Below are 25,796 nucleotides of genomic sequence, written 5' to 3' on the forward strand. Positions count from 1 at the left end.
ATTTTAACAGGTCTGTGGGGTTCTGGGCGAAGAAGGCTCGGTAATTTTATATTGTTGGCGTTCGGGATGGATGGCGATAAAAGCCTCCACCAATTCGGGGTCGAAATGACGATTTTTTTGTTCAATAATATAATTCAGCGCGGCTTCATGAGACCAAGCTGGTTTGTAGGGGCGTTCTGAGGTGAGCGCATCAAACACATCACAGATGGCCGCAATCCGAGCCTCAAGAGGGATTTGTTCTGCTGTTAGACCTTCGGGATAACCCGTGCCATCCCATTTTTCATGGTGGCTGTGGCAAATGCGTTTGGCCAATTCTAGCGTTGCGCTTTCTTGTGCGTCGCCAAGAATGTGGTGTCCTATGCAAGGATGTGTTTTCATCACCTCAAATTCTGCTGGGGTGAGTTTGCCGGGTTTTAGCAAAATATGATCGGGTATGCCGATTTTTCCGAGGTCGTGTAAGCTACTGGCATCTCTCATGCGCAACGCTTCTTCTTCATTAAAGCCGATTTTTTTGCTCAGTAAATAAGCGTTTTGGCTCATGCGCGAAATGTGATCGCCCGTTTCTTCATCCCGATATTCACTGGCTCGCCCTAACACATGAATCACCTGTTGTTTGGCATTTTCAATTTGGTGATAGCGGGTCACATTGCCAATAAAGTGTTGGCTAAAACGATAGGCAGATGAAAAGATAAACCCAAAGGCTAAAGTCGCTATAACGATTGCAATAGGGGTTGCTTGCGTGGGTTGTAAAATAAACCCCAGATAAATCGATGCTACGATCGGGGTGTTCATGGCGGCATAAGCCATAAAAGATGGCGCTGCAGATAAAATACCTGACCCACAGTAGCCAATGGCCACCGCGAGTACCAAATTGGTATAAGCGTCCTGTCCCAGTAGCGTGATGGTTAAAAATGCTATTCCCCAAAGGCTGCCCATTAACCAAAATGTAATGCGAGTTTGCTTGTATAATCTTTTGTGATCGATGGGTTCATGGCCAATTTTAGGGAGTATGGTAAACATCATGCGTATTCGATGCCCGCTGACCAAGATATGCCCAATGACCCAGAGAACGATGAGTTCTGTAGCAACCCCAAGTTGGGATAAGAGATAAACAAAGATTGCAACCAGTAACAAATTGGCCGCCTGAGACGGGCGCCCCTCTTTAAGGGTGTATTCAAACTGCCGTTGCGTAATAAGATTTTTTAAGATGGTTGTCATAGTGTCCAATCCTAAAATTTTAAAAATTTATGATAGGTTATTTTTTAGTAAAAATAAAGGGTTAAGTGCTATACCCCTTAAAAATTTAAGTTAATTATTAAAGAGAAGATCATGAGTACGATTGCTGAACTCAAACAGGATTTAAGTTTTAATGCCGAATTGAAAGGCCATGCGCTGCAATTTCGTTCAACTTGGGGAATTTTTTCACCGCGTGATATCGACTCAGGAACAGATTTACTGTTGCGTTATATTGATATTAAGGAAGACGAAATTGCGTTAGATATTGGCTGTGGTTATGGGCCTATTGGATTGACCATTGCGGCTTGCGCACCCAAAGGGCAGGTTCACATGGTGGATAAAGATTTTGTGGCGGTTGATTTTGCCAATAAAAATGCGCAACTCAATAAACTCCCCAATGCCAAAGCCTATTTGTCGAATGGCATGAGTGCGGTGCCACCAGATTTAATGTTTACCACCATCGTGTCGAATATTCCTGCCAAAGTAGGTAAGGAAATGTTGGCGATTATTTTGCACGATGTGCATGCCCAGTTAGCGCCCGGCGGTCAATTTGTGGTGGTTACCATTAATGGTCTGCGTGATTATATGAAGCGTAACTTTAATGAAGTGTTTGGCAACTACGACAAAGTGAAGCAGGGCAAAGACTACACCATTTCGCGTTGTGTCAAAAAAGGGTAACCTTGAAAGGTTGCGAAAAGATTGCTTTCAACAGTACAATCGAATAGTATTAAATTCAAAATAAGTCTAATAAGGTTAAAAAAGTGAAAAATAAGTTAATTGTGCTTTTTGTTCTAATTTTTGGTGTATTTGGCATGAGTCAAATGGCTCAAGCCGCGAAGTTTGGCGGGGGTAAAAGCTTTGGTTATAGCAAGCAAGTCGCGCCTAAAAACTTTAACCAACCGGCCAGCAAGCCTGCGGCTCAACCGCAAGCCCCTAAAAACAATCCTGCAACTGCGCCAGCAGCGGGTCAAGCGGCTAAGTCCGGTGCCTCTAAATGGTTAGGCCCTTTGGCAGGTTTAGCAGCCGGTGGTTTGTTAGCAGCCATGCTGTTTGGTGATGGCTTTGAAGGCTTTCAGTTTATGGATTTTTTACTGATTGCGTTGTTAGCCTTTATCGCATTTAAATTATTCAAATCTTTTATGGGTCGTCAAGCGCAGCAAAGACAGTATGCGGGTCATGCCCCTAGAGAAGCTTATGAGCCAGAACAGCAACAGTCTTCCTATCAACCGCAAATGAGAGAAACCCAAGAGCACGAAGCCTACAATCCGCATGGGGGTTCTATCATAGGTTCAGGGTTGTCGGATGCGGCGGTGCCTGTGCAAGATGTCCCCGCTTGGTTTGATGCAGCAGGTTTCTTAGAAGGTGCTAAAACTCATTATTTGAATATTCAAAAAGCCTGGGATGCAAAAGATTTGGCAGAAATTCAGTCTTACTGTTCAGCGGAACTCTATGAGGCGTTACAAGGTGAAATTGCCAATTTAAGTTCAGATAACTATACTGAAGTTGAATCCTTAGATGCCGAGATTGCCGATATGGCGATTGATGGACAATATTTTGTGGTCAGCGTGCGTTACAGTGGATTTATAAAAGAAGGTCGCTTTGAAGATGCACATGCCTTCACTGAAATTTGGCACATTCGCCGCAATGCTGCGGATGAAGGTAACTGGGAAATTGCCGGTATACAGCCAGAAGTGAGAGATGGCGCAGGCATCTAAGTAAATTGTTTTGACGAGGCTCTTGAGGAGGAGACGATGAAGAAACTGTTATGGATGGGGGCGATTTTGTCCCTAATGATGATGGGAGGCTGTTCTAAAGATCCTGTCAAAATAATCTCTGCGCAAGTGGTTGATGACATGGATAAGGGCTCTGGAAACTTTGATAGAGTGCTGAAAATCTGTTTTGATAAGCCAATTTCATCTGACTATTACCACAAGATTATCTTAGTGACTAACGAAGCCTTTAAGTTAGATGGTGGAAACTATTTAAAACCCATGGCTTCTGATCCAGACAATAAATGCCAGTATCGTAATCTTTACACTTATATTCATAAAGACTCACCGTTAAATGCGCGTCAAATGATTAAGGATTATGTGCGTCCGGGTAATATTTCGCAGTTACTCATTCAAATTTATAACGACAAGCCCGAAGGTAAAGAAATCCCAGTGGATGAAAAGTTGTTCAAAAATATCTAAATAAACGCCTCAACTGGCTAAAAAATAACCAGGCCTGGTCAAATTAACCAGGCTTTTTTTGTTTCTAAATCTCGAGAAAACTCATGTCTTATGCTTTTAATCAACTGGCTTATGCCTATGGAAAACCTGAGTGCCAAGGGCAACTGAAAGCCAAGCCTGAAGACTTTCAAGTTGAAGAAATCTTAGGCTTTGAACTGAGTGGCGAAGGGGAGCATTTGTGGCTTTGGGTTGAAAAGCGCGGTGAAAATACCGATTGGGTGGCGCAACAACTGGCTAAATGGGCAGGAGTCAATGAACGCTATGTGGGGTATGCCGGCAAAAAAGACCGCCAAGCCGTCACTCGACAATGGTTTAGTGTGCATTTGCCGGGTAAGCCGAATCCTGATCTGGATTTATTAAATCTAGACAATGTAGAGGTGTTAAAAGTTCAGCGCCATCAAAAAAAATGCCAAACAGGCTGTTTGGCGGGTAATCGATTTGTTCTGGTATTACGAGATTTACAAGGTAATCTAACCCAGTTACAAACCCGCTTACAATCCATTCAACAACAGGGTGTGCCTAACTATTTTGGCGAGCAGCGCTTTGGCAAAGACATGGGTAATCTTAAGCAAGCAGAAGCTTTATTTGCACAATTGCCCGCTGAGAGAGCGGCCAAAAAGCGCCATAAACTATCTGCGGCGCAACAAAACCAGCGCGGCCTGTATATCTCTGCGGCACGCTCATGGATTTTTAATCAAGTATTAAATCAACGCATTTTGGCAAAGTGCTGGGCAGATGAAATCGAGGGGGATTTACTGAACCTTGAAAGTTTGCCAACCGGTCCATTGGTCGGTAGAGGTCGATTAGGGGTTGCAGGTAAAGCACTGGCTTTGGAAACCGAGGTGATGGCTGAGTTTACCGAGTGGTTAAATGCATTGGAGCATTTAGGCTTGCAACAAGAGCGTCGGGCGTTGGTCTTAAAACCGCAAGCAATGACTTGGGCGTTGCAAGACCAGCATTTGCAATTAGCATTTAGCTTACCGGCAGGCAGTTACGCCACTATGTTGGTGCGGGAGCTGGTGGTCGCCAGCGAGTAAAAATTTCTTGTGAGATTAAAAGCAGGCTAAAGCCTGCGCCCCAAAATAGACGATTATCAAAGGGGCGAAGGCTTTAGCCTTCTTGGAATTTTTGCCCTTTGTTCTTTTCACTTCTTCTTAAAGGGCAAACGGCTCTGTCAGACTTCCTAAAGCCCCCTTTGAATCATTTCGTGATGCACCTTAACGAAAGGACTGGAGAAAAAGTGGCGCTGTTTGAGCGCAGCGAGTTCGCCACTTTCCAGTCCTGAGTTTTAGGGGCATAGAAATGATGAGAGGGTCGACTTTTTGGTTACTTTTTGGGCGAGCCAAAAAGTAACAAGGGCGCTAAGAACAAATCTCAATCAGGAAACACAAAGCCAAAAAGCGACCTTAATAAAAGAATCGCAAAAGGTTTTTTGATTTGAGTTGAAAGCAGGCTAAAGCCTGCGCCCAAAGGAGACGATTATCTAAGTGGCGAAGGCTTTAGCCTGCAATCCTGCGCTGCATTAAGATTAAATTCTTTAGAGCAAGAAAGCGTCAGTTACTTTTTGTAAAGGTCTTCTGGGTTGATGAGTGGGTCGCTGGTGATTTCGGCGGTGTGGTCATGTACTTCTGTGTAAAAGCAGCTGCGGCGCCCAGAATGGCAAGCGGGGCCGGTTTGGTCAACTTGCAATAAAATGGTGTCGCCATCGCAATCAAATGCTAAGCTTTTCAGCACTTGAATCTGCCCAGACTCTTCGCCTTTGCGCCAGTAAGCTTGGCGTGAACGCGACCAATAACAGACTCGCCCGGTTTCTAGGGTTTCGCTCAAAGACAACTCATTCATCCAAGCCATCATCAGCACTTCTTTGGTGTCGTACTGTTGCGCGATGGCAGGAATCAAACCCTCTTTGTCGTATTTGATTTGGGATTTGAGCTCATCCCAGTCAAAGGTGTCGCCCTTGTGGGCTTTTTCTAAGCTTTTAAAACTGGTCATGGCCGAGCCTACTTGCGTTTGGCTTGCGCAAAAGCTGCGGCAAAAGGGTTATTAGAAATTTCTTCTTTAAGCGGTTCTGGTTTTTTCATTTTCACTTGCGATTTACGACCCTTTTCCAGCATGCCATTAAACAATTCTGCGGTGGCACGCGCATCGGCTAGGGCATCATGTGCATCGCCAGGGAAAGGCTTGCCTAATAGGGTTTCGTAGGCATCGGTGAGTTTTGGGGTTTTATAGAACCAATACATTTTTTCAGATTGCCAGCGCAATGCACCAATCAGGTCTTTGCTGAGTTCGGCCACATCTAACCAGGTGTTGTAGTCCAACTCAAAGTTAAGCATTTTTTTCTCAGCGCCTTTTTGCAAATAGGCAAAGTCTGATTCGGTGCTATAAGCCAACACCACATCCGCTTCTAGTAGAATTTTGTGCATGGCATCCCAGGCTTCCGCTAAAAATGGCGCACCTTGAACCATCTCAGTGGTGATATTGTGCTTTTCATTGTCAGGAATGTCGTAGCCAGGGTTAATGAGCTGGTTGTAAAGTTCGGTGCCCGCCAAATCGCAAATGGATACTTGAATGATGTCTGCAGTGTCCTTGGTGGAAATGTCAGTGGCTTCTATGTCGATACAAACCACATTTTTTCCCTTGAGGGTTTGGTCGTGTTCTTTTAATTTAAACTGCGCATCATTACGACGCTCGGCCAACAAGTTCACCACTTCGGAAGAAGTAAATTCCTTCACCAGCGTATCTAATTTTTCACGCAGTTTTTTGATCGATTTGGTCAACGCAGTTCTAACAGCTTCGTCTTCACTGGCACGCTCAATGAGTTGTGTCACCGTGAGAAGTTCATCGCCAATCACCAAATTGTCTAAGATGGCGTCCACAATTTTGCTGCCGTTAAACTGCAAAGCTTCAAGCGGGGGAATTTTAAGAGTGGCGGTGAGCAACGCTTTTTCGCCTTTGGCGGGTGAGGCAATAATTTGCAAACCCTTGATGTCTAGGCCGTCTGAGGCGGCGACAGCGACGATATATTCTTTAATGGGTTGGTTGCGTTTATCAATTAAGATGAGTTGTGCGTTGCTCATAAGGTTAGGCATCATAAAATTAAAAAAGCGTATTTTATCAGTATTCCCTTATAAAGACTGATTTTTGCCTTAAAAATGACCAGGCCTGGTTAAATTTGAGTACTTTTTGGCTTAAAAACTATAAACGAATGGCTTTCCAGTAGGTTTTTTGCCAATAAACATTTTGTAAATTTGAGATGGTAATGCCTTTGCTGCTGGAGGCATGAATGAATTGTTGATTGCCAAGATAAATCCCATTGTGACGCGAGTTGCGTCCGGTTCTGAAGAAAACAATATCGCCCGGTTTAAGGGCTTTTTTGGCAATGGTTTTGCCCACTTTAACTTGTGCCAACGTGGTTCTGGGCAGTCGATGCCCTAACTTTTCGGCAAAGGTGCGCTGCACAAAGGCTGAACAGTCAATACCTTTTTGGTTGTCGCCACCATACAAATAGGGGGTGCCTTTCCAAACGCGGTATTGGTCTAGCAGTTTTTGTTTAACTAAACGCGTGTTATTCAAATCAACTGGCTTAGTGACCTTAAGCGGGGTTACGGTGGCATGATGAATTCGGCTGGTCGTACTACAACCACTGAGTTGGCTAAGGCTCAGCGCAACCAAAACACAGCATAAACTGAGTTTTGGCAGCAGAGGAACAGCGGATGCTTGGTTGGGTTTCGCAAACAAAAACATAAGGTCACTGAGTTAAGTTGAATAATGGGTTTTGTAAAAGCAAGGGTTGTTCCAACTTTTAATTAAGTGGGCGGTCATTTCTTGAGTGGGTAATGAAAAAGTTGATTTAAATCTATTAATGAGCCGATATTGCAGGATGCTTGAAGAAGTTGGTTTAGAATTGCCCCCTTAAATTTAGGAATCACCATGAAACGGAATTTGCCTAGCCTTATTCTTCTAATCGTCAGCAGTCTGTTGAGTTTGTTTATCGTGCGCATGGCAGCGGCGGCAGAAACAAGCCCTCTCTTTTTTGCCCCCTTGCCGTTAGAAAATGCGCAGGTGTCTATGGCCAAAAGTCAAAAATTGGCAGATTTTTTGAGCCAAGTGATTGGGCAGCCTGTCGAACCTAAATTTTATAAATCTTATGAATCTATTCTGAATGACTTAGCCGCAGGCAATCTAGCGTTTGCCGAACTCGGTCCCTTCAACTTTTATAAACTCAAACAGCAAACTTCAGCCATTCAACCCTTGGCGTTTATTCGCCATTATGCCAGTCAAGAAGGTTACCGTTGTGTGCTTGCCTCGGCGATTGATGGTGTCAGTACGCTTAAAATGTTAGATGCCGAAGCGCATCCGAGCGTGTTGTTAACCCAACCCTTATCTACCTGTGGCTGGTTTGCCAGTGAATATTTTTTTCGCAAAGCGGGCATGGATTTAAATCAATATGCCCATCCCTATGAAGGGTCACACGAAGGTGTCGCTTTGGCCTTGTTACGCAAAGAAGGCAGCGTGGGGTCTTTAGCCGACTTTATGGCACAGCGTTATCAAGGTTTGGGATTAGAGGTTTTGGAGATTTCGCCGCCTTTGCCGTTTTTCTCGATGGTGGCCAATACGCAATTGGTGAGTACGTCTCAGCTGCAGGCAATCAGTCAGCGTTTGGTTGATTTAACCGCCACGGAAACCCAGGGATGGGGGTTAGGAGAGCATGGATTTTTAGCGTTTGATGCCCAATTACAGGCCAGTTTTGAAACCATGATTACCGAAATGCAACCCGACTTAGGACGCCCGCATGAGTGATATGTTGCACAAGTTTCAAGTGGATTCGTTAAACGAACGCTTATTAGCGGGATTTTTGGTGGTGGTGCTCTGGTTGTTTGGCATGGCCTCTATTTACAATAACTTTCAAACGCACGAAAAACTCTATTTAGACAAGCAGGGTTCTACCCAAGGGGTTGCTTGGAAAGCGGTTGAATTGATTCACCGCACGGGCATAGATGCCTATTTCAACACCCAAATTAATACGCCAGAACTGCACCAATTATTGCGGGATGCACAAAATCCAAATATGGAGAAGATGGCGCGCTTAAATCTTTATCGTCAGCTTTATCCCGCCTATCAAAAACTCACCCAGCAAGGCATCAGTATTCTGCATTTTCATACGCCAGAATTGCGCAGTTTTTTGCGCTTTCACAGCCCCGAAAAATTTGGGTGCGACTTGTCTAAAGTTCGTCCTTCTTTAAAGGTGGTTAAATCAAGTCGCCAGCCAGTGCATGGGTTTGAAGTGGGGTTGCTCTATTCGGGGTATCGCCATCTTTATCCCATTGTCGATCAAGGCGAATATTTGGGCAGCGTGGAATTGTCACAGCCATTTGAGTCGTTACGCCAAGAAATCAGTCGTTTAAACAGTGAAAAAGAATATGCCTTGATACATCAAAAATCAGTTTTGATTGATAAGCGTTTATTTGGATTGGGGCATTTGCTGCAAGACAGTGTGTTTTCCAAAGACTGGTTGGAAGAAGACCCGTTAAGAATTTTGCCTGGTGCAGCCTCCATGATGTCGGTGGATATGCAGCAAGGTGCCAAAAAAATGTTTGCGGTGCCCAGGTTGCAGGCCAATCTTAAAAATGGACAGCCATTTTCGATGAGTGTGCGGTTAGATGGCCATTATCGGGTGTTTGTGTTTACCCCTATCCAAGACATCGAAAATAAAAATACCGCTTATTTGGTGTCTTTTGCCAACGCTGAAGAACTCGACTTAAGAATGCAAGAAGCTGTTTGGTATGGCGCTGGCCTAACGCTGATGATGGCGTTACTGACCATTTTGTTATTTCAATGGATAGCGACCAAACGTTCCCAAGAAGCCAGTTTGCAGTTCTTAGAAAAAATTAACGATACCATGCGTGAAGCCTTGTATGTGGTGGATGAGACAGGGCGCATTATTGAGATTAATGCGTCTGCCTTAGCCTTTTTAGGGATGGAAGAACGCCAAGTGATTGGGCGTTCGGCCTTAGATTTATTTTTACCCAAATTGAGCGCAGACACATTGGCAGACATCTATCCCTCGAGTCACCATGCGCTAAGTCGCAGTCGTCAGGATTTAGAGTCTTTGTGTGTGTTGGATGAGCCCTTTATGGGCGAATATACGCTGATTCAAGCTGGGCAAAAAGTGGTGTGGGTGCATTTGTCGAGCCAGCCGATTGTTGCTCATAAAAAATTCATTGGCAAGGTCGTGGTGTTTCGCGATATTTCGGTCGAGCGCAGCCATAAAGAACAATTGCGGGTAGCGGCGGCTGCGTTTGAGACGCAAGAAGGTATTTTAATTACCGATGCCGCCGGCAAGATTGTCCGGGTGAACCAAGCCTTTAGCGCTTTAACCGGTTATGACGCCGAAGAAATTATTGGCCAGACCCCTGCGATTTTAAATTCGGGCAAACAAGATGCCGCGTTCTATCAGACCATGTGGCAGGCACTGTTAACCCATAAGTGTTGGCAGGGTGAAATTTGGAACCGTCGTAAAAATGGTGAACTCTATTTGGAATGGCTCACCATTACCGCTGTGGCAAACTCCAGTGGTCAGGTCACCGAATATGTGGCGATTTTCTCGGATATTACCGAGCAAAAAAGAGCGCAAGACGAAATTGTGAAACTGGCTTTTTACGACCCCTTAACGGAACTGCCCAATCGTCGTCTATTAGGCGAGCGTTTGACCCATGCGTTAATCAGCAGTGAACGCCAGCGCAATTATGGGGCGGTAATATTTATTGACCTAGATAACTTCAAACAGCTCAACGATACCAAGGGGCATTCGGTGGGCGATATGTTGTTATTAGAAGTGGCCAAACGCTTAAAAGCCTCGGTGCGTGAGATGGATACGGTGGCGCGCTTGGGTGGCGATGAGTTTGTGATTTTATTAGAGTCTTTGGGCACTAAAGAATTAGACGCCATGGATTCCGTGGAGTTAATTGCTTACAAAATATTGCAGGCGTTCCAAAGCCCGTTTTTATTGGACTCAGGCGAACATCGCACCACGCCGAGTTTGGGCGTAGAAATTTTTCAAGGACAAACGCTGAGCACTGAGCAAATATTGCAACATGCCGATGTGGCCATGTATCAAGCCAAACAAAGCGGTCGTAATACGGCCTGTTATTTTGACCCAGAAATGCAACAGCACATTGAAAATGCTTTGTTATTAGAAGAAGACTTGCACCGAGATCAAGCGCTAGGTTTTCAACAGTTGGAACTCTATTACCAGCCGCAAGTGGATGTATTCGGCAAGGTGCAGTCAGTTGAGGCTTTAATTCGTTGGCAGCATCCGGTACGCGGCACAGTTTCGCCTTTAGAGTTTATTCCCATGATTGAAAAAAATGGCCAAATTTTGGCGGTAGGGCTTTGGGTGATTCGCCAGGCCTGTGCGCAATTGCTGCTGTGGGCGCAACATCCAAAGACGGCACACTTGACTTTGGCGGTCAATGTCAGTGCAAAACAGCTTGCAGACCCAAGTTTTGTCGATCAAATCACGCAAATTTTATACGATACCGGTGCTCGTCCTGAGTTGTTAAAAATTGAGTTGACCGAAAGTTCGGTGGTCGAAAATGTCGAACAAGCCATTAAAACCATGCAAGCCTTGCGTGCTTTAGGCCTAGAGTTGTCGATGGATGATTTTGGAACGGGTTATTCGTCTTTGTCTTATTTAAAACGCTTGCCGCTCAGTCAGCTCAAAATAGATCAAGCCTTTGTGCGAGATTTAGAAAGCCAGGCAGACAGCTTGGCGATAGTGCAAACCATTATCGCCATGGCGAAAACCTTAAAACTTAAGGTGGTGGCCGAAGGGGTTGAAACCCTAGGGCAAAAAGAATGTTTGGCCATGCAAGGCTGTGAACTCTACCAAGGTTTCTATTTTAGCCGACCTTTAACGGTGGCCGACTTTGAGCTGTATTTGAACGTGCAAGATGCATAAAAAAACCCAGCCGTCGCTGGGTTTTATGGGTAATTATGAGCCAGTGAATGGCTACAGGCTTATTTAGCCGCAGCGTATAACTCAGAAACTTTGTTCCAGTTAACCACATCCCACCAAGCTTGCATGTAAGCTGGGCGTAGGTTTTGGTATCTAAGGTAGTAAGCGTGTTCCCAAACATCTAATCCTAGAATGGGAGAACCTTTTACTTCCGCGCAATCCATTAAAGGGTTGTCTTGGTTAGGCGTAGAAGACACTTGTAGTTTGCCATCGGCACCCACAGATAACCAAGCCCAACCTGAACCAAAACGCGTTGCGCCAGCAGCATTAAATTTCTCTTTAAGCGCATCTAGGCTACCAAAAGTGGCATTGATGTCATCCGCTAAAGCACCTGTTGGCGCGCCCATGCTGTCGCCAGTCATGATGTTCCAGAAGAAAGCGTGGTTAAAGTGTCCGCCACCGTTGTTACGCACGGCAGGAGGTAAAGTGCCAGCAATGGCGCATAACTCTTCAACCGTTTTGTCTTCAAGCTCTGTGCCAGCAATGGCGTTGTTCACATTGGTGATGTAAGCTTGGTGGTGCTTAGTGTGGTGGATTTCCATGGTGCGCGCATCAATAGAAACTTCAAGGGCATCATAATCATAAGGTAAATCTGGAAGCGTAAAAGCCATGCTAAATTCCTTTCTTTTAATAACAAAATATAAATGGTGTGTGCCTATTCTAATCAGTTTTTGAGATTTGTAAATGCCCGACTGTTTTAATCGGGAATTATTTATCAGTTGTAGACTTAAAATTTAAAAAATATTGTCAAGGCGTTCTGGTGGAGGTGGCATGTCACTGAGTTTTTCGATTTCACTGGGCGGCATTTGAATGAAGTAGCCTTTGGTGGTTAAGGCTTTCATCACTTCAGCGGCATCGGCTCTGGGCATCTTGCGGGTTTCTGTGAGTTCGAAATCAATCACATGTTCTGGTTGACCAAACATCACCAATAATTCTTTGGGTAGATTTTCGAGCTCTGTGTCTTGTGGGATGTATAAAAAAAGTTCATTTTTTTTAGGGCTTTTATAGGCCGAAACGGCTAGGGTTTGCATGATGGGTGAATCCTATGGTTAGTTTTGCGCCCTATTTTAACAAAATTATTCAAAATTATCCTGAGGGTAGTGGCGTTTAAAACTTGACCTAAGCCGGTCAAGTTTTTATGATTGCTCGGTTAAGTTAATCTAATAAGGGAATAGCATGCTTGGAAATAAGGTAGTTGTCTTAGGTGGCGTTGGATTTGTGGGCCGTGCAGTGGTTAATGAATTGTCTAAAAAAGGCTATGAAACGACCGTTGCCGTTCGTCGTTTAGAGAGATATCGCGAGTTTGCATTGTTTCCTAAGACGCGTTTGGCGCATTTGCCTGATATGTCTGAAGCGGCTTTGAATAAGGTGCTGGCTGGGCAAGATATTTTAATTAACTTAACGGCTGACATGACCTCTGGTACAGAAGCCTTAGAAGTTTCTCAGTTGGTTGCCGCCACCCAAAAAATTAAGCAGGTTGCGGATCACCAGGGCATTAAGCGCATTATTCAGTTTACTCAGATTGGCGCAGATGCGACTCAGGTATCGAATGCATTTTTGTCAGCATTAGGTGAAGCTAACGCAATTATGGCCAATTCGATTGCAAAAATCACAACGATTAAAGCAGGTTTGTTGATTGGCGAAAAAGATGCGACCACGTCACAGTTTTTAGCACAATTGAACAGAATGCCGATTTTGCCAGTCGCACAAGGCAAGCGCGTGGTTCAGCCTTTGTATATTCAAGACTTTGCGGTGGCATTGGTGCAAACCCTTAAAGACATGAGCTTGGCTGGCAAAAAGCTAGAAATCGTTGGTGAAGAGCGTTTAACTTTTAAAGAGTTGGCGCAACTAGTGACTGAGATAGCTGGGCAAGAGGATGCACTGGTTTTCCCTATGTGTGGCTTGAATGCCAAAATTATGTCTAAGTTAGGACGCTTTGCGCCGATTGTGTCGGTTAATGAGCAACAGTTGCTGAATGTGTCTTGTGATTTAACGTCTGATATGGATTTTTCAAAGCAGTTTGGATTTGAACCCAAAAGTTTGGTGGCTACGCTGGCGCGTTATGTAGCGCCACATACCATCCGCACGCGTTATAACGGCCATCGCCAAGATGCCGGTCGTAATGCAGAAGAGTTAATTTAAGCACTCTTAATGCTGATTGAAAGCCGTCTAAATGACGGCTTTTTTGTTTAAGTTTTACCTTTCAGGGAGTCGTCGATGCAAGTGTATTTGGTGGGTGGAGCTGTTAGAGATGCTTTATTGGGCATAGCCGTTAAGGATCGCGATTGGGTTGTTGTGGGCGCAAGTCCGCAACAAATGCTGGCAGCAGGCTATGAGCAAGTGGGAAAAGATTTCCCGGTTTTTTTGCACCCCAAAACCAAAGAAGAATATGCCCTGGCTCGCATGGAGCGCAAAGTTGGGCAGGGATATCACGGCTTTGCCATAGACTATGATCCCAAGGTGACCCTTGAAGAAGATTTAATTCGCCGCGATCTGACCATCAATGCCATGGCACAAGATGAGCATGGCCAATTGTTTGATTACTATGGTGGGCAAGCAGATTTACAAAATCGTGTGCTTCGCCATGTGTCAGACGCTTTTGCTGAAGATCCTTTGCGAGTGCTGAGGGTGGCGCGTTTTGCCGCCAAGTTAGCACCCTTGGGGTTTAGCCTAGCACCTGAAACACGAACCCTAATGCAGCAAATGGCGCGCTCGGGTGAATTGCAAGCCTTAACGCCAGAGCGTGTCTGGCAGGAAGTGGTCAAGGTGATGAGCCTTGCAAAGCCGAGTGTCTTTTTTGAGGTTTTGGATGAGGTGGATGCCTTAAGTGTGTTGTTCCCAGAATTGTCGCAATTAAAAGGTGTCACTCAACCCTTAGAGCATCATCCTGAAGGCGATGTTTGGACACATACTTTGATGGTTTTGGATGCTGCCGCCAGCCTGACTGAAAACTTTGATGTGCGCTTAGGCGCCTTGTTGCACGACTTAGGCAAGGGTGTTACGCTCCCCGAGCTTTGGCCAAAGCATCACGGGCATGAACAAGCCGGTGTGCCACTGGTGCAAGCGTTGTGCGCTCGCTATCGTGTTCCCAATAAAAGTGCCTTGTTTGCCGAAAAGGTTGCTGCCTTACATGGTCTGATTCACCAAGGGCTGGATAAGGAGGACAAACCGCACCTCAAACCAGCCACTTTTTTAAAAGTGTTAACGCAAGGCATGGCGCTGAAATCCCCAGAACTATTTGAGCACTTATTGCTGGCTTGTGAAGCAGATGCCAAAGGGCGTTTGGGATTTGAAAATCGCGCGTACCGCCAAAGAACTTTTTGGTCGCAATTGGCAAAAGCTGCCAACCAAGTAGATAACCAAGCCATTTTGGCAACCGGGGTAACCGGCAAAGCGATTGCGGATGCGATTGAACAGGTTAGGCTGCAAAATATCCAAGATTTTATAAAATATTGGCATTTTGAGGGTTGAGTATTAAAGGCTGTTTGTCAGCGAAACGGTCATAAAAACGACCAGGCCTGGTCGTTTTTATGTGTTTTTAGAGGAAATTACATTGCTTTTGAAAAGCTAAATGCGCCGCGAATTTGACCCATTTGATAACCTGTCGCTTGATCTTGTGGGTAGAATTTTGCAATGGCTTCTTTAACCGGTGCGGCCACATCGGTACCGTGGCATTTTAAACACACTTCACCCGTTGGAATGGCTTTCATATAACGAAATTCTTGTTGACCGTTATGACTCACGATTTCTGAAAACTCGATGGTTTTCACATCAATGCCCGACGCCAGTTGAGCATTAAATTTTTCCATCACAGCGGTTTCCCAGCTGTCTGGTGTTGCACTGGCACCACGTGGCTTTAAGCTTACACGATTAACATTCCAACCGCTGCTCTTAGCCAAGTCATGCGCAATTTGGGGCGCTTTGCTGTGGCAAACGCCAATCGCATTGACCGGGCCACCGTTTTTCATACCGGCTTTTAATTCAGGTTGTAGTTTTTCAACAAAAGTTTTTGCCAAACCGCGCGCTTCTTGAGCGCTGGGTTCTTGCGCCATTAGGCTTAACGGGAATAGGGTGGTTAGGGCAATAAGGCCGATTTTTTTCATGGGACTTCCTTTTGATTATAAAAATTAATGACTTAATAGATTTTACTGATGAAAAATATAAAAGCAATTTGACAAGTCTTAATAAAAAATTGAGCAAAGGTTAATCAAGTTTTTCTGAGCTTAGGTTGTTGCAAGCTTTCAAGCTTGTTTGCAGGCTTTTACTGGATTGCGGTGTTTGTTTGTGCCATGAGTTTGGTAGAATGTTGTTTTTAATTTTTGAGTGACGAACCATCATGGCCCTAATACAAAGTTTGAGGGATAAAAGCGGACAGTTTGTAAAAAGTGCGCTGATTCCGTTATTGATTCTAGCCACGGCTGTCGCTGTTTTTGTGTATTTCAAAAACAGTAAGCCGGTGCAACCGCCCGTCGAAATTAAACAAAAGGTTTGGCCAGTTAAGGTTATCAGTGTTGCGATAGATCGCATTTCGCCGTTACACAGTTTATATGGTTCGGTTGAGTCGAATGCCATGGTGGCGGTTTCTGCCCCTTTGAGTGGCGAAGTGGCAGAAGTGACGGTGAAACCTGGAGATGAATTTAAGGCAGGTGATTTACTGATTGCGTTAGATGATGCCGATTTAAATCTGCCATTGCGCGTGGCTCAGGCGGATGTAGAAGATGTGCAGGCGCAACTGGATTTAGAAAAACTGGCCTTTGAAGCCAATGAACAGAAGTTACAAAATGAGCAAAAGGTGTTGGAGTTTAAAAGAACCGATGTGTCGCGTAACTCAAAACTCATTCAAAAAGACCTGACTTCTCAAACGACCTTAGATCAAAGTAAAGAAGTCCTAGTACGCCAAGAATTTGCGGTGGTTAATGCGAAGTTGGCTGTTCAAGAACATCAAATTAAGTTGGCGCAACTCAAAGCGCGTTTGGATAAATCGAAAGCTAATCTTGAGCAGGCTAAGGTAAATGTTCAGCGTGGGCGAGTGGTTGCCCCCTTTGATGGTCGTGTTACGCAAGTGAAGGTTTCTAAGGGCGACCGTGTTGCGCCTGGAACCGTTTTGCTCAGTTATTATGGATACAATTCGTTGGAGCTTAAAGCCAAGTTGCCTGTGTTTGTGATGCCATCGGTTTATCAGAGTTTTGCCAGCGGCTATGCTTTGCAAGCCAATGCCAAGGTAGCTGGCATGAATGTCGAATTGCCTTTGGTGCGCTTAGCGGGAGAGTCTTCTAGCAGCGGTGTAGATGCCTATTTTAAACTGCCAGAAAGCCTAAAAATAACCAGGCCTGGTGATTTGATGCAGGTTTCTTTGGTGGGGCAACCGCAAGAACAGGTGTTTGCCGTGCCTTATTCTGCCATTTATGGCGCAGACAGTATTTATGTGGTTGAAGCGGGTGTGATGCAGGTTAAGACTGTGCAAAACTTGGGCGAAACGCAGGTCAATGGCGAAGCCTATGCGTTACTAAAAGATTCGACTGGCTCTATTACAAACGGCACACAAGTGGTGGTGACGCATTTGCCAAATGCCATTAGCGGACTTAAAGTGGCGGTGGTGCAGTAATCATGACAACTCAAGACACCTCGCACAATACAGAGCATCAAAAGGTAATGCGCCCCGAAGCGCATGAGGGCGATTTTGCCGGTTACCACCCTAAGCACGAAAAATTTAAGTCGCATGGTTTTATCGGCATGTTTGCTCGCCATAAGGTGGCGCCCAACCTGTTGATGATTATCATGATCTTGGCGGGTATTGTGGCCTTGATGAAACTCAATGTGCAGTTCTTTCCAAATTTTGAATTGGATTATGCGTCGGTGCGTGTGGTTTGGCCGGGGGCAAATGCCGAAGATGTTGAAACCTCTATTACCGCACCCATAGAGCGTGTTTTGCGCAATTTGGATAATCTAGATGAAATGACCTCGACCTCGGCAACCAGTGTGTCCTCGGTGACTTTGAAATTCAAAGAAGGCACCAATATGATTGAGGCGAAAGATCAAATCAATCAAAAGGTCAGCGAATTACGCAACTTGCCGCAAGATGCCGAGAAGCCGGTGATTGAACGCATAGTGCGCTACGAATCGATTGCGCGTTTGTTGTTGATTGGGCAACAGGGTTCGGTTGAAGAAATGCGCCATTTGGCGCGTAAGTTTGAGCGTGAGCTGTTAGATGCCGGTATTGATAAGGTGAATTTCAAAGGCTTGCCTGACGAAGAGATGGCCTTAGAAATATCTCAACGCCAATTGCAAAATTACAATTTATCGCTCGATCAAATCAGCAGTAAAGTGGCGGGCATGAGTCGTGATTTGCCAGCGGGCTCGGTGGGCGATGCCGACAGTGTGCGGGATATTCGCGCGATTCAACAGGGTCGCAATGAAATGGACTTTAAGCAACTGCCTTTGCTTAACACAGATGCACAACAAGTTAAGTTGGGCGATGTGGCCACCATCGAGCGCCGTGCCAAAAAAGATGCCGCAGAGCTCTGGGTGGAAGGGCATCCCGCCATCGAAATGCAGTTAATGCGTTCTGAGTCGGGTGACACTTTAAAATCATCCAAAATCATGCAAACCTGGTTGGCTAAAACTGAGCCGACCCTACCTCAAGGTATGCAATTTAAGGTTTATGACGAAACCTGGTCTTTGGTGAATCAGCGCATCATGTTATTGGTGAATAACGGGATTGGTGGTCTGATTTTGGTGGTGTTAATTTTGTATATTTTCATGAACGGTCGCGTCGCCTTTTGGGTGGCGGTAGGGATTCCGGTGTCTTTTATGGCGACCTTGATGATTATGTATTTGGCGGGCGGCAGTATCAATATGGTCAGCTTGTTTGGGCTGATTATGGCGCTGGGGATTATCGTGGACGACGCCATCGTGGTGGGCGAAGACGCATTGGCGCATCATGAAATGGGCGAGTCGGCTTTACGAGCCGCAGAGGGCGGAGCGCATCGTATGTTGGCACCGGTAACCGCTTCATCGATTACCACGGTGGCTGCATTTTTGCCGTTGATGATGATTGGCGGGGAAATGGGCAATATTTTATTTGCCATCCCTTTAGTGATTATTGCGGTCATTTTTGCATCCTTGTTAGAAAGTTTTACCATTTTGCCGGGGCATTTGCGCCATGCGCTTCACAAGGTTAAGCCCGTTGAGCCGGGTTCGATTCGCTATCGCTTAGATGGGGTGATTGACCATTGGCGTAATGTGCAGTTTCGTGGGGCCATTCGTTGGGTGTTGGCGCACCGAGCCATTACCATTGCGGCAACGGTTTCGATGATGATTTTTGTGATTGGATTATTGGCGGGTGGTCGCCTAGCGTTTGTATTTTTCCCATCACCTGAGTCGATAAAACTCAATGCGGATGCACGCTTTGTGTCTGGCACGCCTGCCGAAGTGAGTCAGGCCTATGTGGATCATTTGTACAAGGCGTTGTTAGAAACCGAGCAAGAACTTGAACCCGGCATTTTAAAAGTGGCGGTGGTGCATTACAACGAAACCTCAAGACAGCAGGGGGCGAATTTCAGTGGCATTAACATTGAATTGGTGGAGCCAGATCAGCGTAAAACCCGTAATGAAGAATTTATTCGCGTTTGGCAGTCTAAAGCTGGCACTGTCCCGGGATTAGATGTGTTGACGATTGAAGCGCCACGCATGGGCCCTCCGGGCAGTGATTTGGAAGTGAGATTATGGGGTGTTGAGCCACGCGACTTAAAACAGGCAGCCTTAGACTTGCAAGAAGTCTTAGGGCAAATTCCGGGTGTTATTGGCGTGCGCGACGATTTGCCCTATGGCCGTGATCAAATGGTTTATGAGTTGACATCGCATGGCAAAGCGCTTGGGTTTACGGTGGCGAATTTGGGTCAGCAATTATCAGATGCCTTCTCTGGGCGCTTGGTGCAGATCTTTACCGATGGCGAAGATGAAGTCGAAGTGCGCGTGCAATATCCTAGAGATGAGCAAGCAACGATTGCGACGATGGGGCGAATGCAAGTGGTTGCTCCGAGCGGTGAAAGAGTGGCTTTAAGTTCGGTCGCCACCTGGAAAACCCAACGCGGTTTTGATGCGGTGCGTCATGTGGATGGTCGCCTCGCAGTGACCGTGATTGCAGAAGTGGATAAAAGCGTGAATAACGCCAATCTCATTTTGGCGCAGCTTAAAGAAAGTACATTGAAAACCTTGGTTGAAAATTATGGTTTGCAATATTCATTAGAAGGTCAAAATGCGCGTCAAGCAGAAACCATGGGCGATATGAAAATCGGTTTATTGATTGGTTTATCGATGATTTATATTGTTTTGGCTTGGGTGTTTGCATCCTATGCATGGCCATTGGTGGTGATGTTAGCCATTCCTTTTGGATTGGTGGGCGCTGTGCTTGGGCATTGGTGGTTGGGTATTGATATGACCATCTTATCGATGTTTGGCTTCTTTGGTTTATCAGGGATAGTGGTTAACGATTCTATTATTTTGGTGAGTTTTTATAAACGCTTGCGAGAAGAGGGAATGGCGGTCAATGATGCACTGGAGGAGGCGTCTGTTCAGCGTGTTCGGGCTGTATTGTTAACTTCTTTAACCACTATTGCAGGGCTATTGCCTTTGTTGTTTGAGACCTCATTACAAGCGCAATTCTTAATCCCTATGGCGGTGTCAATTGCTTTTGGTTTGGCTTTCTCAACCATTTTGATTTTGTTGGTCATTCCTGCAACCTTATCTTTTTATGAGTCTTGGCAAGAAAAGCGCCAGAAACAATCGGCGCAATTAGTTGAGCAGGTTGCCTAAGTTTTGAAGGGCTGAAAGGCTAAAACAAAAAAGGGTTGCTATGCAACCCTTTTTTGTTGGCGTTCAAAACTATTCGTTGGTATAACCTGGGTTCCACGGATGGTCACAGCGAATCAAACCGTTTTCAATCGGCGGGGTAGAAATAGCGCCACCAAAAGCTTTCCAGGCATTAAATCCACCACTTAAGTTGACCACATTGGTGTAACCCATTAGGTGCATGGTATAGGCAGCTAAAGCGCCTCTTCCGCCAGCCTGGCAAAAAATAATCCAAGGTTGGTTAGGGTCTGAGAGTTCGGATTGGTGTCCGTCAAAACACATATCGCATTTAGGTTCTAGTAAACCGCGCGGTATGTGCAAAGACATGGGGATGGTTCCATCTAGATATTCCGAGGCTTCGCGAACATCTAATAATTTATAACCTTGGCATTGGAGATTGGCCACTTCGTCGCAGCTAACTTCTTTTATCGTTTCTTTGGCAGTCGCTACCAAATCTTTTAATCTGAGTGGCATAAATCCTCCTAGGTATCAAAAAAATTATGACATCACAAATTTTAGCACAGCTTTAGTGCATAAAAAGGCTATCAAACCGCTTTCATAAAATATTCAAATTAAGGTCACAAAAAACATTGATGTGATTTTCATGCGGCTGTCATTTAAAGTGAATAGGCTTGATGTGCTAAATTTTTTAAGTAACTTAGTTTGTAGGATTTAAAACAAAGATTTTGAGTCCAAAGATAAGAAAACTTGATGATTTTGCTGATTTAAGCGACAATGCACGTCCTAATCTTTAGCTTGTCTGTGAATTTTGTTCGCACGAAATTCAAAATTCAGCTTTTAAGTTGTTGAATTTAAAAGAGCTTAGGCTGCTGAAAAGTCAAGAAAACCGAATTTTTATAACTTTGAGGGAAGTTGCCAATGTCAACTCGTAGAGAACTTGCTAATGCTATCCGTGTTTTAAGTATGGATGCTGTTCAAAAAGCTAATTCTGGTCATCCAGGTGCCCCAATGGGTATGGCGGATATCGCCCAAGTATTGTGGAATGACCACATGAAATACAACCCAACCAATGCTAAGTGGGCTGATCGTGACCGTTTTGTACTATCAAACGGCCATGGTTCAATGTTGCTTTATTCACTATTGCACTTGACTGGTTTTGATTTAAGCATGGAAGACATCAAAAACTTCCGTCAACTTCACTCTAAGACCGCGGGTCACCCAGAATATGGTTATGCCGATGGTATCGAAACAACCACAGGTCCTCTAGGGCAAGGTTTAACCAATGCAGTAGGTATGGCGATTGCAGAGCGTACTTTAGCCGCACAATTCAACAAACCAGGTCATACAGTTGTTGATCACAACACTTATGTATTCATGGGTGATGGTTGTTTGATGGAAGGTTTGTCTCACGAAGCGGCTGCGATGGCAGGGACTTTGGGGCTAGGTAAATTAATCGGCTTCTGGGATGACAATGACATCTCTATCGATGGTCACATTTCTGACTGGATGGAAAAAAGTGTTCCAGGCCGTTTTGAATCTTATGATTGGCATGTTATTCGTGATGTTGATGGTCATGATGCTGAAGCAATCAACAAAGCCATTATTGCAGCTAAGGCTGAAACCAATAAGCCAACTTTGATTTGTACGCGTACGACCATCGGTTTCGGTTCTCCAAACCTATGTGGTTCTCATGATTGTCACGGTGCACCTCTAGGGCATGACGAAATCAAATTGACGCGTGAAAACCTAGGTTGGACGCACGAGCCTTTCGTGATTCCTGAAGAAATTTATGCAGGTTGGGATCACAAAGCTAAGGGTGCGGCAGATGAAGCAGCTTGGAACGAAGCCTTTGCTGCTTATGCGTCTGAATACCCAGCTGAAGCGGCTGAATTTAAGCGTCGTATGGCGGGTGAATTGCCAGCGAACTTTGAAGTTGACATGGATAAGTTCATCGCTAAGGTTCAAGCCGATATGCCAAACATTGCTTCTCGTAAAGCATCACAAAACGCCATTGAAGCCATGGGGCCATTACTACCAGAAATGTTCGGGGGTTCTGCTGACTTAACTGGTTCTAACCTAACTAACTGGTCAGGTACGGTTAAAGTCAACCATGCAAACGCTAACGGTAACTACCTATCTTGGGGTGTTCGTGAGTTTGGTATGGCGCACATGATGAACGGTATGGTATTACACGGCGGTTTCAAAGTGTACGGCGCAACTTTCTTTATGTTCATGGAATTCATGCGAAATGCATTGCGTATGTCTGCTCTAATGAAGATTGGTACTATCTATGTTTACACTCACGATTCTATCGGTTTGGGTGAAGATGGTCCTACGCATCAGCCAGTTGAACAAATGGCCACTATGCGTGTGATTCCAAACTTCCAAACTTGGCGTGGATGTGATGCGATTGAATCAGCGGTTTCTTGGAAAGTTGCGGTGATGCGTAACAATGCGCCAACAGCGTTGGTTTTCTCTCGTCAAAACCTAACGCCTATGCCTCGTACAGCTGAACAAGTTGCGAACATCGAAAAAGGTGGTTATGTATTGAAAGATTGTGCGGGTACGCCAGATGTTATCTTGATTGCAACTGGTTCTGAAGTTGGTTTAGCGGTTCAATCGGCTGAAGCTTTAGCGGGCAAAAAAGTACGCGTGGTTTCTATGCCATGTACCAATGCATTTGACGAACAAGACAAAGCTTACCGTGATTCAGTATTAATTCCGGGTGTTAAGCGTGTTGCGATTGAAGCCGGTGTTGCTGAATCTTGGTACAAGTATGTTGGTTTAGATGGCGGCATCGTTTGCATGAAGTCATTTGGTGAATCAGCACCTGCGCCTGCTTTATTCAAAGAATTTGGTTTCACGGTTGAAAATGTTGTGGCCACAGTTGAGTCAGTTTTAGCGTAATTTTAAGTTAGTAATTTTTGTAATCCAGGCCTAAAAATAACCAGGCCTGGTGATTTTAGGAGAAAAAGTAGATGACAATTAAAGTTGGTATCAATGGTTTCGGCCGTATCGGTCGTATGGCTTTCCGTGCAGCAGCAAAAGACTTCAAAAACATTGAAGTGGTTGCGATTAACGATCTTTTAGATCCAGAATACCTAGCTTACATGTTGAAGTATGATTCTGTTCACGGTCGTTTTGACGGTGATGTTTCTGTGGTAGACGGTAACCTAGTGGTTAACGGTAAGACTATCCGTATCACAGCTGAGCGTAATCCTGCGGATTTAGCTTGGGGTGATGTTGGCGCTGATTTGGTTATCGAATGTACTGGTTTCTTCTTAACTGAAGAATCTTGCCAAGCGCACATTGAAGCCGGTGCTAAGAAAGTTGTGCAATCTGCACCTTCTAAAGATGCTACGCCAATGTTTGTTTACGGTGTTAACCACACTGAATACAAAGGACAAGCGATCGTTTCTGCGGCCTCTTGTACTACTAACGGTTTAGCACCTGTGGCTAAAGTATTAAACGACAGCTTTGGTATTAAGCGTGGTTTGATGACAACTGTTCACGCGGCTACTGCAACTCAAAAAACGGTTGATGGTCCTTCTTCTAAAGATTGGCGCGGTGGTCGTGGTATTCTTGAGAATATCATCCCATCTTCAACAGGTGCGGCTAAGGCGGTAGGTGTTGTTCTACCTGCGCTTAAAGGTAAGTTGACTGGTATGGCTTTCCGTGTACCTACTTCTGATGTGTCAGTGGTAGACTTAACGGTTGAGTTAAACAAAGAAGCGACTTACGAAGAAATCTGTGCTGCTATGAAAGCCGCTTCAGAAGGTTCTATGAAAGGTGTTCTTGGTTACACTGACGAGTCTGTGGTTTCTACAGATTTCCGTGGTGATTCTCACCCATCTATCTTTGACGCTAAAGCCGGTATCGCATTAGATGCTACTTTCGTTAAAGTGGTTGCATGGTACGACAACGAGTATGGTTACACTTGTAACATGATGCGCGTTGTAGAGCATGTTGCTAACAACTAATCGAAAGAAAAGTTGACGAGGAAGGCGGTTTTTACCGCCTTTCTTTCAATCAGTTTTCTTTTAAGTATTGTTCAGTGCTTAAACGAAAATTTATTGTTAAAAACCAACAGTATTCGCATTCTGCTAATACTTCATTAATCAAAAAGAGGACTTACTATGTCTGTTATCAAGATGTCTGATTTAGCCCAAGCTGGCAAACTCGCTGGCAAACGCGTACTAATTCGTGAAGACTTAAATGTACCGATTAAAGATGGAAAAGTAACTTCTGATGCGCGTATTCGTGCATCTATGCCGACCATTAAGATGGCCGCTGAAGCGGGTGCTAAGGTTATGTTGATGTCTCATATCGGTCGTCCAGAAGAGGGTGTTTATGATGAAGCTTCATCACTAGCGCCTGTGGCTAAAGACTTATCTGAAAAACTAGGCAAAGAAGTTCGTTTGATCAAAGACTATATTGATGGTGGATTTGAGGTTGCTGATGGTGAAGTCGTTCTTTTAGAAAACGTGCGCTTCAACAAAGGCGAAGGCAAAAACACAGAAGAGCTTTCTAAGAAATACGCAGCCCTTTGCGATGTTTATGTTATGGATGCTTTCGGTACTGCTCACCGTGCGCAAGCCTCAACGCATGGCGCGGGTGCATTTGCAGACACCGCATGTGCAGGTCCTTTATTGGCAGCTGAGTTAGAAGCCCTAGGTAAAGCATTGCACAATCCAGCGCGTCCTTTAGTGGCGATTGTTGGGGGTTCAAAAGTATCTACTAAGTTAACAGTTTTAGAATCTTTATCTGAAAAGGTTGATCAGTTAGTTGTGGGTGGTGGTATCGCTAACACCTTCATCGCAGCCGCTGGAAACAATGTAGGTAAGTCTTTATATGAAGCAGATTTAATCCCTACTTGTAACAAATTGAACGAAATTATGTCTGCGCGTGGTGCAGCCATTCCTTTGGCAACAGATGTTGTAACGGGCAAAGAATTCTCGCCAACAGCCGCTGCTGAAACTAAAAATGTTTCTGAAGTGGTTTCTGATGACATGATTTTTGATATCGGTCCAGATTCAGCCGCTGAATTAGCAGCAATCATCAAAAATGCTGGCACAGTGGTTTGGAATGGTCCAGTAGGTGTGTTTGAATTTGACCAATTTGGTGAAGGCACAAAAGCCATCTCTATGGCGATTGCAGAATCTTCAGCCTTCTCTATCGCAGGCGGTGGTGACACTCTAGCTGCGATTGACAAATACGGCATTGAAGATCAAGTGTCTTACATCTCAACTGGGGGCGGTGCGTTCTTAGAGTTTTTAGAAGGCAAAATCCTACCAGCCGTTGAAATGCTAGAAAAAGCAGCAGCTAAAAAATAATCGAATTTTCGATTAAAAACCACCAGGCCTGGTCATTTTTCAATGTGTCAGGCCTTGTTTTTACAACTATTTGAAGTCTATTACCAAGCGTTGAAAGACAAGAGGATGTCACGGACAGTGAACTTAATGTGAGTTTCTTGTTCGAGTCATCTTGCTTTCATTTGGAAT

At 44.8% G+C, this 25,796-nt stretch carries 21 protein-coding genes; 13 read left to right on the top strand and 8 right to left on the bottom strand.

Features of this window, described 5'->3' with window-relative positions:
- Positions 1-3 precede the first annotated feature (3 nt).
- Positions 4-1,218, bottom strand: coding sequence for an HD-GYP domain-containing protein (locus tag THMIRH_RS01970; protein WP_198415236.1), 1,215 nt, complete (start codon positions 1,216-1,218; stop codon positions 4-6).
- Positions 1,219-1,329: 111 nt separating this feature from the next.
- Here THMIRH_RS01970 and THMIRH_RS01975 point away from each other — a divergent pair, with 111 nt between their 5' ends.
- The 4 genes from THMIRH_RS01975 to truD all read left to right on the top strand — a co-directional run bounded on the left by THMIRH_RS01975 (position 1,330) and on the right by truD (position 4,504).
- Positions 1,330-1,914 carry a class I SAM-dependent methyltransferase gene (locus THMIRH_RS01975; protein WP_173290246.1) on the top strand — a complete coding sequence of 195 codons (585 nt, stop codon included), beginning with the start codon at positions 1,330-1,332 and terminating at the stop codon, positions 1,912-1,914.
- Between the two features lie 134 nt (positions 1,915-2,048).
- A complete protein-coding gene (locus THMIRH_RS01980; RefSeq protein WP_173290248.1) occupies positions 2,049-2,951 on the top strand; it encodes a Tim44 domain-containing protein in 903 nt (300 codons plus the stop codon).
- Between the two features lie 36 nt (positions 2,952-2,987).
- Complete coding sequence (locus THMIRH_RS01985) at positions 2,988-3,428, top strand: hypothetical protein (RefSeq protein WP_173290250.1); 441 nt, start codon at positions 2,988-2,990, stop codon at positions 3,426-3,428.
- An 83-nt stretch (positions 3,429-3,511) separates the two neighbouring features.
- Positions 3,512-4,504: a tRNA pseudouridine(13) synthase TruD gene (truD, locus tag THMIRH_RS01990; protein ID WP_173290252.1), complete on the top strand. Its 993-nt coding sequence runs from the start codon at positions 3,512-3,514 to the stop codon at positions 4,502-4,504.
- Between the two features lie 520 nt (positions 4,505-5,024).
- On the opposite strand, the gene hisI is transcribed toward truD, so the two are convergent.
- The 3 genes from hisI to THMIRH_RS02005 all read right to left on the bottom strand — a co-directional run bounded on the left by hisI (position 5,025) and on the right by THMIRH_RS02005 (position 7,211).
- Positions 5,025-5,459, bottom strand: coding sequence for a phosphoribosyl-AMP cyclohydrolase (hisI, locus tag THMIRH_RS01995; protein WP_173290254.1), 435 nt, complete (start codon positions 5,457-5,459; stop codon positions 5,025-5,027).
- A gap of 8 nt (positions 5,460-5,467) precedes the next feature.
- Complete coding sequence (locus THMIRH_RS02000) at positions 5,468-6,544, bottom strand: 3'-5' exonuclease (RefSeq protein ID WP_173290256.1); 1,077 nt, start codon at positions 6,542-6,544, stop codon at positions 5,468-5,470.
- 118 nt (positions 6,545-6,662) lie between these two features.
- The gene (locus THMIRH_RS02005) at positions 6,663-7,211 is read right to left on the bottom strand and encodes an NlpC/P60 family protein (RefSeq protein ID WP_173290258.1); all 549 of its coding nucleotides are present in this window, start codon (positions 7,209-7,211) and stop codon (positions 6,663-6,665) included.
- 186 nt (positions 7,212-7,397) lie between these two features.
- Between THMIRH_RS02005 and THMIRH_RS02010 the strand changes: the two genes are divergently transcribed.
- Positions 7,398-8,267 carry a PhnD/SsuA/transferrin family substrate-binding protein gene (locus tag THMIRH_RS02010; protein WP_173290260.1) on the top strand — a complete coding sequence of 290 codons (870 nt, stop codon included), beginning with the start codon at positions 7,398-7,400 and terminating at the stop codon, positions 8,265-8,267.
- Positions 8,260-11,427, top strand: a complete 3,168-nt coding sequence (locus THMIRH_RS02015) for a bifunctional diguanylate cyclase/phosphodiesterase (protein WP_173290262.1) — start codon at positions 8,260-8,262, stop codon at positions 11,425-11,427. The genes THMIRH_RS02010 and THMIRH_RS02015 overlap by 8 nt, the downstream gene beginning before the upstream one ends.
- A 59-nt stretch (positions 11,428-11,486) precedes the next feature.
- Here THMIRH_RS02015 and THMIRH_RS02020 read toward each other — a convergent pair whose 3' ends face one another.
- Both THMIRH_RS02020 and THMIRH_RS02025 read right to left on the bottom strand, forming a co-directional pair.
- On the bottom strand, positions 11,487-12,095 hold the full coding sequence (locus THMIRH_RS02020) for a superoxide dismutase (RefSeq protein WP_173290264.1): 609 nt from the start codon (positions 12,093-12,095) through the stop codon (positions 11,487-11,489).
- A gap of 123 nt (positions 12,096-12,218) precedes the next feature.
- Positions 12,219-12,515, bottom strand: a complete 297-nt coding sequence (locus THMIRH_RS02025) for a YcgL domain-containing protein (protein ID WP_173290266.1) — start codon at positions 12,513-12,515, stop codon at positions 12,219-12,221.
- 145 nt (positions 12,516-12,660) lie between these two features.
- Between THMIRH_RS02025 and THMIRH_RS02030 the strand changes: the two genes are divergently transcribed.
- Entirely contained in the window at positions 12,661-13,626 is a 966-nt protein-coding gene (locus tag THMIRH_RS02030; RefSeq protein ID WP_173290268.1) for an SDR family oxidoreductase, read from the top strand.
- Between the two features lie 75 nt (positions 13,627-13,701).
- Positions 13,702-14,955 carry a multifunctional CCA addition/repair protein gene (locus tag THMIRH_RS02035; protein ID WP_173290270.1) on the top strand — a complete coding sequence of 418 codons (1,254 nt, stop codon included), beginning with the start codon at positions 13,702-13,704 and terminating at the stop codon, positions 14,953-14,955.
- Between the two features lie 77 nt (positions 14,956-15,032).
- On the opposite strand, the gene THMIRH_RS02040 is transcribed toward THMIRH_RS02035, so the two are convergent.
- Complete coding sequence (locus THMIRH_RS02040; RefSeq protein ID WP_173290272.1) at positions 15,033-15,587, bottom strand: Tll0287-like domain-containing protein; 555 nt, start codon at positions 15,585-15,587, stop codon at positions 15,033-15,035.
- 233 nt (positions 15,588-15,820) lie between these two features.
- Between THMIRH_RS02040 and THMIRH_RS02045 the strand changes: the two genes are divergently transcribed.
- Both THMIRH_RS02045 and THMIRH_RS02050 read left to right on the top strand, forming a co-directional pair.
- Complete coding sequence (locus THMIRH_RS02045) at positions 15,821-17,089, top strand: efflux RND transporter periplasmic adaptor subunit (protein ID WP_173290274.1); 1,269 nt, start codon at positions 15,821-15,823, stop codon at positions 17,087-17,089.
- Positions 17,090-17,091: 2 nt separating this feature from the next.
- Positions 17,092-20,298, top strand: a complete 3,207-nt coding sequence (locus tag THMIRH_RS02050) for an efflux RND transporter permease subunit (protein WP_243831473.1) — start codon at positions 17,092-17,094, stop codon at positions 20,296-20,298.
- A gap of 69 nt (positions 20,299-20,367) precedes the next feature.
- Here the strand turns inward: THMIRH_RS02050 and THMIRH_RS02055 are convergent, their stop codons facing one another.
- Entirely contained in the window at positions 20,368-20,808 is a 441-nt protein-coding gene (locus tag THMIRH_RS02055) for a rhodanese-like domain-containing protein (protein ID WP_173290276.1), read from the bottom strand.
- A 405-nt stretch (positions 20,809-21,213) separates the two neighbouring features.
- Here THMIRH_RS02055 and tkt point away from each other — a divergent pair, with 405 nt between their 5' ends.
- The 3 genes from tkt (at position 21,214) to THMIRH_RS02070 (ending at position 25,628) form a co-directional block, all read left to right on the top strand.
- Positions 21,214-23,202: a transketolase gene (tkt, locus tag THMIRH_RS02060; RefSeq protein WP_173290278.1), complete on the top strand. Its 1,989-nt coding sequence runs from the start codon at positions 21,214-21,216 to the stop codon at positions 23,200-23,202.
- Positions 23,203-23,273: 71 nt separating this feature from the next.
- Positions 23,274-24,275: a type I glyceraldehyde-3-phosphate dehydrogenase gene (gap, locus tag THMIRH_RS02065; protein WP_173290280.1), complete on the top strand. Its 1,002-nt coding sequence runs from the start codon at positions 23,274-23,276 to the stop codon at positions 24,273-24,275.
- A 156-nt stretch (positions 24,276-24,431) separates the two neighbouring features.
- Positions 24,432-25,628, top strand: a complete 1,197-nt coding sequence (locus THMIRH_RS02070; protein ID WP_173290282.1) for a phosphoglycerate kinase — start codon at positions 24,432-24,434, stop codon at positions 25,626-25,628.
- The last annotated feature ends 168 nt before the right edge of the window (positions 25,629-25,796 follow it).

The sequence above is a fragment of the Thiosulfativibrio zosterae genome (genome assembly GCF_011398155.1).
Lineage (GTDB): Bacteria > Pseudomonadota > Gammaproteobacteria > Thiomicrospirales > Thiomicrospiraceae > Thiosulfativibrio > Thiosulfativibrio zosterae.

What these genes read in the sequence shown, in the direction of transcription:
- THMIRH_RS01970 (WP_198415236.1), bottom strand. Translation starts at nt 1,218, where the DNA reads ATGACAACCATCTTAAAAAATCTTATTACGCAACGGCAGTTTGAATAC.
- THMIRH_RS01975 (WP_173290246.1), top strand. Translation starts at nt 1,330, where the DNA reads ATGAGTACGATTGCTGAACTCAAACAGGATTTAAGTTTTAATGCCGAA.
- THMIRH_RS01980 (WP_173290248.1), top strand. Translation starts at nt 2,049, where the DNA reads ATGAGTCAAATGGCTCAAGCCGCGAAGTTTGGCGGGGGTAAAAGCTTT.
- THMIRH_RS01985 (WP_173290250.1), top strand. Translation starts at nt 2,988, where the DNA reads ATGAAGAAACTGTTATGGATGGGGGCGATTTTGTCCCTAATGATGATG.
- truD (WP_173290252.1), top strand. Translation starts at nt 3,512, where the DNA reads ATGTCTTATGCTTTTAATCAACTGGCTTATGCCTATGGAAAACCTGAG.
- hisI (WP_173290254.1), bottom strand. Translation starts at nt 5,459, where the DNA reads ATGACCAGTTTTAAAAGCTTAGAAAAAGCCCACAAGGGCGACACCTTT.
- THMIRH_RS02000 (WP_173290256.1), bottom strand. Translation starts at nt 6,544, where the DNA reads ATGAGCAACGCACAACTCATCTTAATTGATAAACGCAACCAACCCATT.
- THMIRH_RS02005 (WP_173290258.1), bottom strand. Translation starts at nt 7,211, where the DNA reads ATGTTTTTGTTTGCGAAACCCAACCAAGCATCCGCTGTTCCTCTGCTG.
- THMIRH_RS02010 (WP_173290260.1), top strand. Translation starts at nt 7,398, where the DNA reads ATGAAACGGAATTTGCCTAGCCTTATTCTTCTAATCGTCAGCAGTCTG.
- THMIRH_RS02015 (WP_173290262.1), top strand. Translation starts at nt 8,260, where the DNA reads ATGAGTGATATGTTGCACAAGTTTCAAGTGGATTCGTTAAACGAACGC.
- THMIRH_RS02020 (WP_173290264.1), bottom strand. Translation starts at nt 12,095, where the DNA reads ATGGCTTTTACGCTTCCAGATTTACCTTATGATTATGATGCCCTTGAA.
- THMIRH_RS02025 (WP_173290266.1), bottom strand. Translation starts at nt 12,515, where the DNA reads ATGCAAACCCTAGCCGTTTCGGCCTATAAAAGCCCTAAAAAAAATGAA.
- THMIRH_RS02030 (WP_173290268.1), top strand. Translation starts at nt 12,661, where the DNA reads ATGCTTGGAAATAAGGTAGTTGTCTTAGGTGGCGTTGGATTTGTGGGC.
- THMIRH_RS02035 (WP_173290270.1), top strand. Translation starts at nt 13,702, where the DNA reads ATGCAAGTGTATTTGGTGGGTGGAGCTGTTAGAGATGCTTTATTGGGC.
- THMIRH_RS02040 (WP_173290272.1), bottom strand. Translation starts at nt 15,587, where the DNA reads ATGAAAAAAATCGGCCTTATTGCCCTAACCACCCTATTCCCGTTAAGC.
- THMIRH_RS02045 (WP_173290274.1), top strand. Translation starts at nt 15,821, where the DNA reads ATGGCCCTAATACAAAGTTTGAGGGATAAAAGCGGACAGTTTGTAAAA.
- THMIRH_RS02050 (WP_243831473.1), top strand. Translation starts at nt 17,092, where the DNA reads ATGACAACTCAAGACACCTCGCACAATACAGAGCATCAAAAGGTAATG.
- THMIRH_RS02055 (WP_173290276.1), bottom strand. Translation starts at nt 20,808, where the DNA reads ATGCCACTCAGATTAAAAGATTTGGTAGCGACTGCCAAAGAAACGATA.
- tkt (WP_173290278.1), top strand. Translation starts at nt 21,214, where the DNA reads ATGTCAACTCGTAGAGAACTTGCTAATGCTATCCGTGTTTTAAGTATG.
- gap (WP_173290280.1), top strand. Translation starts at nt 23,274, where the DNA reads ATGACAATTAAAGTTGGTATCAATGGTTTCGGCCGTATCGGTCGTATG.
- THMIRH_RS02070 (WP_173290282.1), top strand. Translation starts at nt 24,432, where the DNA reads ATGTCTGTTATCAAGATGTCTGATTTAGCCCAAGCTGGCAAACTCGCT.